A 14172-nucleotide genomic window follows, 5' to 3' on the forward strand; every position below is an offset into this window, starting at 1 on the left:
CGGCGAACGTCTGTTGGGCGCCGCGCCCTACCGCTTCACCTTCCGCGTGGCCCGCAGCCACTCCTTGTTCATGCTCGTGATGGACATCAGGGGGATGCCCTTGGGACAGGCGGTGGCACACTCTCCGGTGAGAGTGCACCCGCCGAAGCCCTCCTCGTCCATCTGCGCCACCATGTCCAGGACACGGGTCTCGCGCTCGGGCGCCCCCTGCGGCAGCACGTTCAGGTGGTTGACCTTGGCGGAAGTGAACAGCATCGCCGCCCCGTTGGGACACGCGGCCACACACGCCCCGCACCCGATGCACTCGGCGTGCTCGAAGGCGAAGTCGGCGTCCGGTTTGGGCACGGGTGCGGCGTGGGCTTCCGGCGCGGCACCCGTCGGGGCGGTGACGTACCCGCCCGACTGGATGATCCGGTCGAACGCGGACCGGTCGACGACCAGGTCCTTGATGACCGGGAACGCCGACGCCCGCCACGGCTCGATGTCGATCGTGTCGCCGTCCTTGAAGGACCGCATGTGCAGCTGGCAGGAGGTGGTCCGTTCGGGCCCGTGCGCGTCACCGTTGATGACGAGCGAGCAGGCGCCGCAGATGCCCTCACGGCAGTCGTGGTCGAAGGCGACCGGGTCCTCACCGCGGAGGATGAGTTCCTCGTTGAGGGTGTCGAGCATCTCCAGGAAGGACATGTCGGAGGAGATGCCGTCCACCTCGTACGTGGACATGGCGCCTTCGGCGGCGGCGTTGCGCTGCCGCCAGACGCGCAGGGTGAGCTTCATGCGTAGCTCCGCTGAGTGGGGTGGACGTACTCGAAGACCAGGTCTTCCTTGTGCAGTACGGGAGCGGTGCCCGTGTCGGTGAACTCCCAGGCCGCCGCGTAGGCGAACTCGTCGTCCTTGCGGGCCGCCTCGCCGTCCGGCGTCTGCGACTCCTCGCGGAAGTGGCCGCCGCAGGACTCGCTGCGGTCCAGCGCGTCGAGGCACATGAGCTCGGCGAGCTCCAGGTAGTCGACGACGCGGTTGGCCTTCTCCAGCGACTGGTTGAACTCCTCGCCGGTGCCCGGCACCTTGATCCGCCGCCAGAACTCCTCGCGGATCTGAGGGATGCGTTCGAGGGCCTTGCGCAGGCCGGATTCGGTGCGGGCCATCCCGCAGAACTCCCACATCAGCTCGCCGAGTTCACGGTGGAAGGAGTCCGGCGTACGGTCGCCGTCCACGGCCAGCAGCAGGTTGAGCCGGTCCTGGGTGTCCGCCAGCACCTCCTGCACGACGGGGTGTTCGTCGGTGACCGCCTCGTGGTGCGGGTTGCGGGCGAGGTAGTCGTTGATGGTGGCCGGCAGCACGAAGTAGCCGTCGGCCAGGCCCTGCATCAGGGCCGAGGCACCGAGCCGGTTCGCCCCGTGGTCGGAGAAGTTGGCCTCGCCGATGGCGAACAGGCCGGGGACGGTGGTCTGCAGGTCGTAGTCGACCCACAGGCCGCCCATCGTGTAGTGCACGGCAGGGTAGATCCGCATCGGCACCTCGTACGGATCCTCGTCGGTGATCCGCTGGTACATGTCGAAGAGGTTGCCGTACCTGGCCTCGACGGCCTTGCGGCCCATCCGCTCGATGGCGTCGGCGAAGTCCAGGTAGACACCCTGGCCGCCGGGCCCGACGCCCCTGCCCTCGTCGCACACGTTCTTCGCGGCGCGGGAGGCGATGTCGCGGGGCACGAGATTGCCGAAGGACGGGTAGATGCGCTCCAGGTAGTAGTCGCGCTCGTCCTCGGGGATCTTGTCGGCGGGGCGGTCGTCGCCCTTGGCCTTCGGCACCCAGATCCGGCCGTCGTTGCGCAGCGACTCGCTCATCAGCGTCAGCTTCGACTGGTGGTCGCCGGTGCGCGGGATGCACGTCGGGTGGATCTGCGTGAAACAGGGGTTGGCGAAGTAGGCGCCGCGCCGGTGGGCCCGCCAGATCGCGGTGGCGTTGGAGTTCATGGCGTTCGTCGACAGGTAGAAGACGTTGCCGTAGCCGCCGCTCGCGAGTACGACGGCGTCCGCGAAGTAGGTGTCGATGCGGCCGGTGATGAGATCCCGGGCGACGATCCCGCGCGCCTTGCCGTCGACGACGATCAGGTCGAGCATCTCGGTACGCGGGTGCATCTCGACGTTCCCCGCGGCGATCTGCCTGCTCAGCGCCTGATAGGCGCCGAGCAGCAGCTGCTGGCCCGTCTGGCCGCGGGCGTAGAACGTCCGCGACACCTGGACGCCGCCGAAGGAGCGGGTGTCGAGCAGGCCGCCGTACTCGCGGGCGAACGGCACGCCCTGAGCCACGCACTGGTCGATGATCTCGACGGAGATCTGGGCGAGCCGGTGGACGTTGGACTCCCGGGCGCGGAAGTCGCCGCCCTTCACCGTGTCGTAGAAGAGGCGGTGCACGGAGTCGCCGTCGTTGCGGTAGTTCTTCGCGGCGTTGATGCCGCCCTGCGCGGCGATGGAGTGGGCGCGGCGCGGGGAGTCCTGGTAGCAGAACTGGACGACGTGGTAGCCCTGTTCGGCGAGGGTAGCGCCCGCGGAGCCGCCGGCCAGGCCCGTCCCCACCACGATCACGGTGTGCTTGCGCCGGTTGGCGGGGTTGACCAGCTTGGCCTCGAAGCGGCGCTTGTCCCAGCGCTCGCTGACGGGCCCGGCGGGGGATTTGGCGTCGACGACCGGTTCGCCGGTCGTGTACTCGGCGTAGGAAGACATGTCAGCTCACCAATCCGGTCATGACGCCCACGGGTACGGCGATGAAACCGACCGTGAGCAGCAGCGCGAGGATGTCGGCCGTGGCCTTCAGGGCGCGGTCTCGGGTGCGGCTGCCGGCGCCGAGGGTCTGGGCGGCGCTCCAGAAGCCGTGCCGGATGTGCAGGCCGAGGGCGAGCATCGCGACGATGTAGATGACGTTGCCGTACCAGGTGGAGAAGGTGTCCACGACGTTCTGGTACGGGTGGCCCTGCTGGAAGCCGCCGGAGTGCACGGTGCCGGTCGTCAGGTCGAGGATGTGCCAGACGATGAACAGGCCGAGGATGATGCCGCCCCAGCGCATGGTGCGGGTGGCGTAGGAGGCGCGCGGCTTCTTGTGCACGTACTTGCTGGGGCGCGCCTTGATGTCGCGGCGGCTGAGCTGGTACGCGGACGTGGCGTGGGCGACGACGGCGACGACCAGCACGATGCGGACGAGCCAGAGCGTCCACTCGTAGTGCATGAACGGCTCGCCGACGGTGCGCAGCCAGTGCGCGTAGTGGTTGAACTCGCCCGCCCCGAAGAAGATCTTCAGGTTTCCGATCATGTGGACCACCAGGTACGCCAGCATGATCAGTCCGCTGACCGCCATCACGGTCTTCTTGCCGACGGTGGAGTCCCACACTGTGCGTGCCATGGACGGCCGTCGGTCCGTCCGCGTTGCCAGAGCCATGGAACAGGACGCTACGGCCGGGCCACCCCATCGGTCCAAGACATGGTCCGGCTCGTTTCGATAGGCGGGCCCTATGCTGGCTGGATGCAGTTCCAGCAGCTCCAGTACTTCGTGGCGGTCGCCGAGACCCGGCACTTCACCCGGGCCGCCGACCTGGTGCATGTCGCCCAGCCCTCGCTGTCGCAGCAGATCAAGTCGCTGGAGCGGGAGTTGGGGGCGGACCTGTTCCTGCGGGCGCGCGGCAACATCACGCTGACGGACGCCGGGGAGGCCCTGCTGCCGCTCGCCCGGCGCATCCTGGCCGACGCGGACACCGCACGGTACGAGGTGCAGGAACTGGTGCAGCTGCGCCGGGGGCGGGTCCGGCTGGGCGCGACGCCGAGCCTGTGCACGGGCCTGCTCCCGGACGTGCTGCGCGCGTTCCACGACCGCTACCCCGGCATCCAGCTGCTGATCGAGGAGGGCGGCTCGCACGACCTGATCCGGGAGCTGGCCCGCGGTGCCCTCGACCTGGCCCTGGTGGTCCTGCCCCTGCCGCCGGCCTCCCCCGCGCTGACCACCGTGGAGCTGCTGCGCGAGGACCTGGTGGTCGTCTCCTCGCCGGAGGCGCCCCGGCCGGGCGGCGGGCGGCGCACCGTGCGCGTCGCCGACCTGGAGGGCGAGCGCCTGGTGATGTTCCGGCACGGCTACGACCTGCGTGAGCTGACGGTGGCCGCCTGCCGTGCCGAGGGCTTCGAGCCGGACTTCGCGGTCGAGGGCGGGGAGATGGACGCGGTGCTGGGGTTCGTGCGGGCGGGGCTGGGAGTGGCCGTCGTGCCGCGCATGGTGGCGGCCCGGTCGGGCCGGGGGCTACGGGTCACCCCGCTGGCCCGGCCCGGACTTAACCGCACGATCGCCCTGGCCCATCGCAGCGACGTGGCTCCGCCGCGGGCCGCGCGGGAGTTGCAGCGGATGCTGCTGGAACGGTGAGGGTCAGCCGGCCGTGCGGGGCGTGAGCAGGTCCGTCATGCCGATGCGCTCGTAGAAGTCGGCACGGACACCGTCGGCGACATCGCTGACCCGCTCCGAACCGTCGTCGGCCGGGTCGATGGTGACGCGGAAGGGCCGCTCGCCCTTCGGTGTGCCGACGATGCGGACGATGGCTCGGGCCACCTCCATGACATCGGCGTCGGCGGGTGCCAGGGCGGCCAGTGCCTTGCCGACGTCGTCCATCAGCCCCGCGTAGAGGGTGTCGTACGCCTGCGCGGTCTCGGTGTCCTCGGGGTGCATGGCGTGGGCGAAGTGGTTGGTGCCCGAGGTGAAGGAACCCGGGACCACGATGGAGGTGTCGATGCCGAAGCGGCTCAGCTCGACCGCGTAGCTCTTGGCCAGATGGTCCATCGCGGCCTTCGCGCCGAAGTAGGGGCCGAGGTAGGGCGGGGTACCGCCGTAGGTGCTGGACGACCCCACCCACAGCAGCAGTCCGTCGCGCCGGTCCCGCATCTGCGGCAGCACGGCCCGGTTGACGCGCTGCGTGGACAGCACGTTGGTGTCGTAGATCTCGGCGATCTGCTCGGGCGTGAACGCCTCCGTCGGGCCGAGGACCATGTGCCCGGCGTTGTGGACGACGACGTCGATCCGTCCGGCCTCGGCGGTGACCTGCGCGACGGCGGCGTCCACGGACTCCTGGGCGGAGACGTCGAGTTCGACGGCACGCAGCGCCACGCCGTGCCGGTCGGCGTAGGTCTGCGCGTCCGCGACGGCGGGGGCGTTGCGGCCGGTGGTCTGCCGCATCCCGGCGTAGACGGTGTGTCCGGCATCGGCGAGGGCGCGGGCGGTCAGGGCGCCGAAGCCGCTGGAGGCACCCGTGACAAGGACGACGTAGGGCATGGCGAACTCCTTGGTGGCGTGCGAAAACGTAGGGGGTGGTTCTGATCGCGGCCGGGGCCTGGTCCAGCGCGGGGTGGGTCCGGCCGGTCAGGCGAAGGTGATGACGCTGCGGCCGTGGGCAGAGCCCTCCGCCATGGCGTCGAGGGCTGCCGGGGCCTGGTCCAGGGTGATCGGGGTGACCTCGGGAAGGATGCCGTGGGCCAGCGAGAAGGCGAGGGTGTCGCGCAGGTCGTGGGGCGAGCCGGAGGGGGACGCGGCCACGTGCAGGCGGTTGAGGACCATGGGCGGGGTGGGCAGCGTGAGCGGCTCGGAGCCGTAGCCGAGGAGCAGCAGGGTGCCGTCGGGGGCGAGGCCGCCCAGGGTGGCTCCGGCCGCGGCGGTGGACGGGGCGGCGTTGAGCACCAGGTCGGCACCGCCGTCCCACGCCTTGAGCGCCTCGGCCGGGTCGGACTCGTCGGTGGCGACGAACAGTTCGGCGCCCAGGGTCTTGGCCTGGTCCTCGCCGCGCCGGGAGCGGCCCACCACGGCGACCCGCGCGCCCATGGCGACGGCGTAGCGCACGGCCAGGGTGCCCACTCCGCCCAGACCGACGACGGCGACCCGGGAACCGGCGTGCGCGCCGCCCTGCCGGAGGCCGTTGAAGGCGGTGAGGCCGGCGCACATCAGCGGCGCGGCGGCAACGGGATCGAGGCCCTCCGGCAGCGGGGTGACGAAGTTGGCCTTGAGCAGGGCGTACTCGGCGTAGCCGCCGTCGGCCACGACGCCGGTGATCCGCTTGCGGGGACACAGGATCTGGTCGCCGCGCACGCAGTAGTCGCAGTGCTCGCAGGAGTCGTACAGGAACTGGGCGCCGACCGTGGTGCCGACCGCGGGGAAGGTCACGCCCTCGCCGACGGCAGTCACGACTCCGGTGATCTCATGGCCGGGGATGACGGGGAACCGGGCGAAGGGGTATTCGCCGCGCAGCAGGTTCAGGTCGGAGAAGCAGACGCCGCAGGCGGTGACCTTGACCAGGACCTCGCCGGGGGCGGGCTGGGGGACGTCGAGGGTGTCGAGGGCGAGCGGAAGGTTCGCGCCGGTGGCGACGGCAGCACGCATCGCGGGCTCCAAGGGGGTCGGGGGAAGTACTCCAGTCGATTTCCTGGTAGTTCCGAGTCTCCGAGCCCGCTGTGATCCCGTCCAATGCTTGTTACGGGTCGATTGATGCCGAGGAGGCATCGACGCAGGTCTACGTCGTGGATCGAGCCCGCGCGGCGGCGTGGACGGTGTCGACGAAGCTCGTCACGAGGTGCGAGGGGCGTGAGCCGTTCCAGGCGAGGGACACCTGGCCCGGTGGTGCGTCGGCGACGGGGACGTACGCGATGTCGGACCGGGGGAACGCGGCCGCGACGGAACTCGGCACGAAGGCGATTCCGCGTCCGCCGCGGACGTAGCCCAGCAACTCCTCCATGTCGTGGAAGGCGGGGCCATGGCCGGGCCGGGTGCCGTCGGGGCGTGGGTCGGCGTTCCATACGGCCGACCAGGCCTCGGCCGCCTCGGCGTACTCCAGGACGGGGTCGTCGGTCAGGGCTGCGAGGTCGACCTTGGCGTCCCGGGCCCGCGGATGATCGATCGGCAGCACGGCGGCGAGATGCTCGGCGTACAGGGCCAGGAGATCCACGCCGTCGGCCTCCAGGGGCGGCCGGACGAACCCGACGTCGACACTGCCGTCCAGGAGGGCCCGCGCCTGGCTCCACCAGCGCAGCCGGACCAGCTCGATGGAGACGCGGGGGAAGCGCGCGGAGAACGCGTTCAGGGCCAGGCTCACATCCGTGCCCAGCATGAACCCGACGACCAGCGCGTCGTCACCGGCGCCGATGCGGCGGGCCCGCTCCTGGGCGGCCTCCGCGGCGGCGAGCAGTGCCTTGGCGTCCCGCAGGAACTGCTCGCCGGCCGGGGTGAGCGAGACCTCGCGCGTGCTGCGGGTGAACAGCTCGACGCGCAGCTCGTGCTCCAGCTGGCGTACCTGACGGGACAGCGCGGGCTGGGTGACGTGCAGGGCGACGGCCGCCTGTCCGAAGTGCCGGCGCTCGGCCACGGCCACGAAGTAGCGCAGCTTGCGCAGATCCAGATCGATCGGCCTGTCGGGCATGGCCTGTCCTGCCTCTCCCCGCCGACGTACGCGGCGCGCGGTGCCGCAGTCGGCGCCCTTCACGCTATCCGACCGAACGGGACGCTCCGCACGGATCGCCCGCTCGCCGTGCCCGACGTGGGTCGCGGCCCGGACACGTCGACATCTGCGGCCGCACGGACCGGGGAGCACCGGGCTCCGGGACGCGCCCCGCCTGCACCGGCCCTTCTCCGGTCCCGGAAGGGGTTCAGCCTCCGGTCCCGGAAGGGGTTCAGCGCGCTTCTCGCCGGTCTGGGACACGGCTCGCAGTCCGTCCCGCTCGCCGGTCCGGGCCACAGGCTCGCAGTCCGTCCCGCTCGCCGGTCCGGGCCACGGCTCGCAGTCCGCCCATCCCACCGGTCCGAAACAGATCCAACCCGCCCTGCTCCGGTCGCGGAACAGGCTTCAGCCCGCCCCACCCGGCCCGGGAAAGGACCCACGGCCCGCCCATCCCACCGGGCCGGAACAGGCCCAGCCCGCCCCTCCCGGCCCGGGAAAGGACCCACGGCCCGCTCCTCCCGCCGAGCCGGAACAGGCCCAGCCCGCCCCACACCACTCACGGAACGGCCTTCAGCCCACCCTCCCGGCCCGGGAAAGGGCCACATGCCCGCCCCTCCCGCCGATCCAGAACAGGCCCAACCCAGCCCACACCACGCGCCGAACAGGCTTCAGCCCGTCCTCCCCGGCCCGGGGGAGGCCCCGCAGTCCGCCCATCCCGTCCGGCCCGGCCCGGCCGGCTCAGCCCGAGGCGTCCACCAGTGCCAGTTCGTGGAGTCGGTCCGGTGGGCCCGGGCGGGCGTAGTACCAGCCCTGGGCCGTGTCGCAGCCGAGTATGCGCAGTTGTTCGGCCTGGGCGCCGGTTTCCACGCCCTCCACGGTCACGGCCAGGCTCAGGCTGTGGGCCAGGGAGACGATTCCCTCGACGATCTTGAGGTCGACGGGGTCGGCCGGGAACTGCTGCATGCTCTGCGTGAAGGAGCGGTCCAGCTTGAGGATGCTCACCGGCAGCCGGCGCAGGTTGGCGAGGTTGGAGTAGCCGGTGCCGAAGTCGTCCAGGGCGATGTCGACGCCCATCTCGGCCAGCCGGCGCAGGGGCTTGAGCAGGTCGTCGTCGGCGCCGATGAGGGCCGACTCGGTGACTTCCAGGCACAGGGCGTCAGGGGCCACGCCCGCCCGCTCCAGGATGTCCACCGTGTCCTGCACCAGCCCGGGGTGGGTGAGCTGGCAGGGCGAGAGATTGACGTTGATGCGGAGCGGCCCCGCGTCGACGTGGCGTTCCCGCCACTCGCGTGCCTGGCGCACCGACTGTTCCAGGACCCAGCGGCCGAGCGGAACGATGAGCCCGGTGTGCTCGGCGAGCGGGATGAAACGGTCCGGGCCGAGGACGCCGTGCTGCGGATGCAGCCAGCGCACCAGGGCCTCGGCGCCGCGCACACTGCCGTCGCCGAGGTGGACCAGCGGCTGGTACTCGATGAAGAACTCGCCCCGGTCCAGGGCCGTCGGCAGCGCCGTGGTCAGCCCGTGCCGGGTGATGGCGCGGGCGTCGGCCTCCGGGTCGGCGAGCTCGAAGCGGTTGCCGCCCGCCGACTTGGCCCGGTACATCGTGATGTCGGCGCTGCGCAGCACCTCCGCCGGGCCGCGCTCCCCGGCCGGGCCCTCGACGATGCCGATGCTGCCGCGCACGGTCAGCTCCCGGCCGTCGACGCTGATCGGTGCGATCAGCGCGTTCATGATCCGGGCGGCGAGCTCGTCGACCTCGCGCTCGGTGTCGGGGCCGGTGGTCAGCGCCACGAACTCGTCGCCGCCGAGCCGCGCGACCATCTCGCCGGGCGCGGTGGCGCAGGACTGCAGCCGGTCGGCGACCTCGACGAGCAGCCGGTCGCCGGCGGCGTGGCCGAGGCTGTCGTTGACGGTCTTGAAGCCGTCCAGGTCGAGGTAGCACAGGCCGAACCGCTGGCCTTCCCCGGCGCTCAGTGCCTTCTCCAGGCGCTCGAAGAAGAAGGTGCGGTTGGGCAGACCGGTGAGCGCGTCGTGGGTGGCCTCGTAGCGCAGCCGCAGATTGAGCAGGCGACGCTCGGTGGTGTCCTCCATCAGGGCCAGCTGGTACTGCGGTTCGCCGTCGGGGTCACGCAGCAGGGAGACCGTGAGGTTGGTCCACAGGACCGTTCCGTCGGGGCGGTAGAACGCCTTCTCGACGTGGTAGTGCTCGCGCTCGCCGCGGACGAGCTCTTCGTAGAGCTTCCAGGTCTGCGGCGCGTCCTCGGGGTGGGTCCACTCCATGACCCTGCGGCCCTGCATGGACTGCTCGGAGAGGCCGAACATCCGCAGCAGCGCGCCGTTGACCTGCAGGACGTTGCCGTCCAGGTCGGCGATGCCGATTCCTATGGCGGCACCCTCGAAGACCGCGCGGAAGCGGGCCTCGGTGGCGTGCAGGGCCTGCGCGACCACGCCCTGCGCCTTGAGGGCGGCCGCGGAGATCGCCTCCTGCTCGGCCAGCGTCCGCTCGCGCAGCGCCTGGGCGAACCCGGCGGCCATGGCGTGCTGGAGCCGCGCCGAGCGGGCCCGCTGGTCCTCCTGGTCGCCGTCGGTGCCGCAGTACAGCACGAGGTAGGCGTCGACGCAGTCCAGCGAGCGGCTGAGCGCCTCGGGGTCGGTGCAGTGCGCGGAGACGAGCGCGGCGCCGACCGCCTTGCCCTCGTCGGCCTCGAAGGTCCTGGCCCTGAGCGCCTCACTCAACCGCCGGGCCAACGGGCGCAGTTGCTCCTCGAACTCCGGCCGGGTCGACGACGTCGAGGTCACCGGGAAGACCGCCCGGCTCCAGATCGTCGCGAACCGGCGCAGTCTGTCCTCCGGCCCGTCCGGCCCCGCGCTCACGCCGTACGTCCCACGCCGGCGAAGCCGGAGAAGGCATACGGATCCTCGTCGTCCGGTGCGGTGTCCGGCCGCCAGAGCGGCATCGGCACCAGTCCGGGTTCCACCATGTCGTACCCCTCGAAGAACCGCGCGATGGCCTCGCGCGAGCGCATGATCAGCGGGTTGCGAATGTCCTTGTACACGTCCACCGTGCCCTTGGCCCGCTCCTCGGACAGCGGGATTCCCTCGTACGAGGCATGCGTGAGCACCAGCATGCTGCCGGGCGCGAGCGCGTCGCGCAGCTCGGCCACCACGGCGTACGGGTCGTCCTCGTCCTCCACGAAGTGCAGTATGGCAACGAGCAGCAGCGCCACTGGCCGGTTCAGGTCGATGAGGCGCTCGACCTCGGAACTGCCCAGGATCTCCTGCGGCTTGAGCAGGTCCGCGGCGACGACGTCCGCGGTGTCGTTGCCGTCGAGGACCGCCTGGCTGTGCGCGACGGCGACCGGGTCGTGGTCGACGTACACCACGCGGGCACCGGGGACGGCGGCCTGGGCCACCTCGTGGACGTTGCCGAACGTCGGGATGCCGGAGCCGATGTCCAGGAACTGGGTGATGCCCTGGTCGACCGCGAAGCGCACCGCGCGGCGCATGAACGCCCGGTTGGCCTGCATGATCTTGGGGAGCCCCGGCATGAACTCCATGGCCTTGCGGGCGGCGTCCCGGTCGACCTCGAAGTTGTGCGAACCGCCCAGGTAGTAGTCGTAGATCCGCGAGACACTGGGCACCGAGATGTCGATGCTCCGAGGGGCCCAGGCGGGACGCTCCATCTATCTCTCCAAGGCGTAGGCGATCCGGTGTTCGAGCTGAGGCTACTGATCGCCCGCCAAAGGAGCGAGCGGAAACGGAAATTGACCATCCGTTCCCGGTCACTGCCTGTGGCACGTGCCGTATTGATGCCCCACGCACCCGCTACGAAAGCATCCGAAGCATTCCACAGAGTTCCGAACCATGGCGAAAGAGGCCGAAGAATCATGGTGAATGACGGCAAACCGGTCCGCCCCCTGCGCATGGCATCAGGGGGCGGACCGGTGGGTCGCGCGCGCCGTCCGTTCGTCCGGCACTCTCGCTGTCTCTCCCTCCCTTCCGTGGTCGGAACTCGACTGGGTGAGGCGATCAACCCTGGGGAGGTGTGATCTTTTTACTGCTCGGACGCGCCGACCGGCTTGCCGTCGGGGCGGATGGCGAACCAAGTGCCGCCGACGCCCTGACCGTTGGTGTCGCCGGGCTTCTTGTCACCGGCGAAGGTGTAGATCGGTACGCAGTCGATGGTCTGCTGCTTGATCCCGTCGGGCCGGTCGAAGACCACGTAACCCTGCCCCCTGGGACCGGACCCCTTCAGATCGATGCCCTCGGTGTCCTCGGCGCCGACCGGCGCGATGACCGGCCACTTCTCCAGGCACTCGCCGGTGCACGCCGTCTTCATCGGCCAGGGCGAGTCCTTCATGAAGCGGTAGACCGTGTGGCCGTTCTTGTCGATGACGATCTCGCCGAGCTTCGAGTCCTCGCGGGTGGACAGACCGGGCAGATCGCCCGCCTCGGCACCCGCACCGCCCTGCGCCTTCTTGCCGTCGGGCGCGAGCGCGTACCAAGTGCCGCCGACACCCTGACCGTTGACGTCACCGGCGTTGGTGTCCTTCGCAAAGCGGTACGCCGGCCAGCCGTCGACCGTCAGCTGCTTCGTGCCGTCGGCCCGGGTGACCGAGCCGAGCAGCGCCTTGTCGATGCCGGCGCCGGCCGTGGCGTCGTCCGCGGGGACCGGCGGCCACTTCTTGGCGCAGTCGCCGTCGCAGCTCGACTTGGGCGGCTCGGCGGTGTCCTTGTCGAAGCGGTACAGCGTCAGACCGGAGCTGTCGGTCAGCACCTTGCCGAGTTCCTGGTTGGTGGAAACGGCCAGCTCACCGGCGGAGGAGGGCTTGGTGGCGGCGCTCTCCTGGCCCGCCGCGCCCGAGTCGTAACCGGTGCCGTTCCCAAGGCCCGTACCAGCGGTTCCGTAATCACCGGCCGCGGCCGTGGCACCGACGTTCTGGCTCGCCGGCGGGGCCGTTTCCTGCCCACAGGCCGTCGTCAGCGCCAGCACTGCAACGGCGCTCACCACGAGCGAGGCGCTCCGCCACGAGGTCTTCATCGTCAACTCCCCATAATCACAAGGGTGTTGCAGCGCCCTGCTGCGCCGCCGCACGACAAGAGGTACGCACGAAAGCCACTCTCGTGTTCAACCGGCGCACAAATTTCTTTCCGGAAGCTGTGAAAACCGCCTCGCGTCGCACGCGCGTGCGCCTCAGCGGTTACGCCCTCGTCCGCTGATCAAACCTTTCGTGGGGCATCCATCGCCCGTTCGGGGCATTCCTCTCACTCTTGGGCCTGTCGCCACGCGCGCGGGGCTCAGGATCTTCGTCGTGCATGGACTCGAACCGATCCAATCCACGCTCACCACAAGGGCGTTGACGGTGCTGACGCTGACCTGGCTGCTGGTGTCGGCGCCGGCCGGTGTGGCGGGGGCAACCGCCTGCGCGTATGCCGACACCGGCCCGGACGGTGCGAGGGCGGTGGCGGTCGCGGGGAGCCTCACCTGGCCCACTCCCCCGCAGTGCCCGTCGCCGACGCCGACACCGACTCCCACCCCGACGCCCACGCCGTCGCCCTCTCCGGACCCCACTCCCACGCCAGAGCCGAAACCCACGCCCACTCCGAGACCCGAGCCGCCGCCTCCGCCGCCCCCGCCTCCCCCGGCGCCCCCGGCTCCTCGGCCCGCGCCGCCCCGCCCGCGGTCGACCCCCACGCCGCCGCCCCCACCGGCCCCGACTCCCACGCCGAAGTCGTCGGCCAAGCCCACCCCGAGTCCGTCCGTCGCGCCGGTGCACTACCCGCCCTATCGGGCCACCCAACACCGGCGGCCGGCGCACAGCGCCCCGTCGCCGCTCATTTTCGTCCTGCTCATCGCGGTACCGGCGATCGTCGCCGTCGCCGCACTGCGTCCGCGCTGACCCTGGAGGCATCCCTTGCCGGAATGGCTTGTTCTCACCCTCGCGATGCTGGCCGCCTGCGCCGTGGTGGTCATCATCACCGTCGTCCGGCACCGCACCGCGCCGGACGACGAGGATCCCTCCGAGACCCCGGACGTCATCGAGTACATGACGATGTGGATCGGCGTGGTGTACGCCATCGTCCTGGGCCTTGCCATCGCGGGAGTGTGGGAGGGCCGTAGCGCCGCCCAGGACCACGTCCAGGCGGAGGCCGTGGCGCTGCACGAGATCTCGGAACGGGTGCGGATTTATCCGGCCGACATCCGCGACCGCATTCGGGAGGATGTCAACTCCTATGTCGGACACGTCGTCACCACCGAGTGGAAGACGATGGCCGACGACGGGCGGATGACCGAGCGCGGCACCGAGCTCCTGCAGCGCGTCCGCGAGGACGTCACCGACTACGAGCCGAGGACGGACTTCGAGGCGCAGGCCTACCAGCCGCTCCTCGACCAGGTGACCGCCGCCGACCAGGCGCGCAACGCCCGCGCGAACTCGACCGGGGAGACGATGCCGGGCGTGGTGTGGTTCGGGCTGATCGCCGGCGGCGTCGTCACCATTGGGATGATCTTCGCGCTGCAGATCCGGCGCACCCCCCGCGAACTGGTCCTCGCCGGGCTGTTCTCCGCCCTGATCGCCTTCCTGCTCTTCCTCATCTGGGACTTCGACGCGCCGTACAGCCGTGGGGTCACGGCGTCGGCGGAACCGTTCCTCGAACTCTTCCCCCAGGCCAAGGACTGACAGGTCCTCACCTGACGGAGCGCCGGGGGACGGCGGCGGAGCAGC

At 70.8% G+C, this 14172-nt stretch carries 11 protein-coding genes; 2 read left to right on the forward strand and 9 right to left on the reverse strand.

Annotated features, from left to right (window positions below; translation table 11 throughout):
- Positions 1-27: 27 nt before the first annotated feature.
- From OG331_RS09675 to OG331_RS09685, 3 genes are read right to left on the reverse strand one after another with little or no spacing between them, the layout of a single operon-like run.
- On the reverse strand, positions 28-774 hold the full coding sequence (locus OG331_RS09675) for a succinate dehydrogenase/fumarate reductase iron-sulfur subunit (protein WP_406193989.1): 747 nt from the start codon (positions 772-774) through the stop codon (positions 28-30).
- Positions 771-2720 (reverse strand): fumarate reductase/succinate dehydrogenase flavoprotein subunit, encoded by a 1950-nt coding sequence (locus OG331_RS09680; RefSeq protein ID WP_406193991.1) that lies wholly within the window; start codon positions 2718-2720, stop codon positions 771-773. The genes OG331_RS09675 and OG331_RS09680 overlap by 4 nt, the downstream gene beginning before the upstream one ends.
- 1 nt (position 2721) lies before the next feature.
- The gene (locus OG331_RS09685; protein WP_406193993.1) at positions 2722-3393 is read right to left on the reverse strand and encodes a succinate dehydrogenase; all 672 of its coding nucleotides are present in this window, start codon (positions 3391-3393) and stop codon (positions 2722-2724) included.
- A gap of 120 nt (positions 3394-3513) precedes the next feature.
- Here OG331_RS09685 and OG331_RS09690 point away from each other — a divergent pair, with 120 nt between their 5' ends.
- Complete coding sequence (locus tag OG331_RS09690; protein WP_406193995.1) at positions 3514-4398, forward strand: LysR family transcriptional regulator; 885 nt, start codon at positions 3514-3516, stop codon at positions 4396-4398.
- Positions 4399-4401: 3 nt separating this feature from the next.
- Here the strand turns inward: OG331_RS09690 and OG331_RS09695 are convergent, their stop codons facing one another.
- The 6 genes from OG331_RS09695 to OG331_RS09720 all read right to left on the reverse strand — a co-directional run bounded on the left by OG331_RS09695 (position 4402) and on the right by OG331_RS09720 (position 12488).
- Entirely contained in the window at positions 4402-5298 is an 897-nt protein-coding gene (locus OG331_RS09695) for an SDR family oxidoreductase (protein ID WP_406193997.1), read from the reverse strand.
- 87 nt (positions 5299-5385) lie between these two features.
- Positions 5386-6396, reverse strand: a complete 1011-nt coding sequence (locus OG331_RS09700) for an alcohol dehydrogenase catalytic domain-containing protein (RefSeq protein WP_406193999.1) — start codon at positions 6394-6396, stop codon at positions 5386-5388.
- Between the two features lie 130 nt (positions 6397-6526).
- The gene (locus OG331_RS09705) at positions 6527-7429 is read right to left on the reverse strand and encodes a LysR family transcriptional regulator (protein WP_406194001.1); all 903 of its coding nucleotides are present in this window, start codon (positions 7427-7429) and stop codon (positions 6527-6529) included.
- 756 nt (positions 7430-8185) lie between these two features.
- Positions 8186-10321, reverse strand: coding sequence for a putative bifunctional diguanylate cyclase/phosphodiesterase (locus OG331_RS09710; RefSeq protein WP_406194003.1), 2136 nt, complete (start codon positions 10319-10321; stop codon positions 8186-8188).
- Positions 10318-11130, reverse strand: a complete 813-nt coding sequence (locus OG331_RS09715) for an SAM-dependent methyltransferase (RefSeq protein WP_406194005.1) — start codon at positions 11128-11130, stop codon at positions 10318-10320. The genes OG331_RS09710 and OG331_RS09715 overlap by 4 nt, the downstream gene beginning before the upstream one ends.
- Positions 11131-11501: 371 nt before the next feature.
- Positions 11502-12488: an SCO0930 family lipoprotein gene (locus tag OG331_RS09720; RefSeq protein ID WP_406194007.1), complete on the reverse strand. Its 987-nt coding sequence runs from the start codon at positions 12486-12488 to the stop codon at positions 11502-11504.
- 874 nt (positions 12489-13362) lie between these two features.
- Here OG331_RS09720 and OG331_RS09725 point away from each other — a divergent pair.
- Positions 13363-14127 (forward strand): hypothetical protein, encoded by a 765-nt coding sequence (locus OG331_RS09725; RefSeq protein WP_406194009.1) that lies wholly within the window; start codon positions 13363-13365, stop codon positions 14125-14127.
- The last annotated feature ends 45 nt before the right edge of the window (positions 14128-14172 follow it).

It is taken from the genome of Streptomyces sp. NBC_01017, assembly GCF_045162795.1.
GTDB lineage: Bacteria > Actinomycetota > Actinomycetes > Streptomycetales > Streptomycetaceae > Streptomyces > Streptomyces machairae.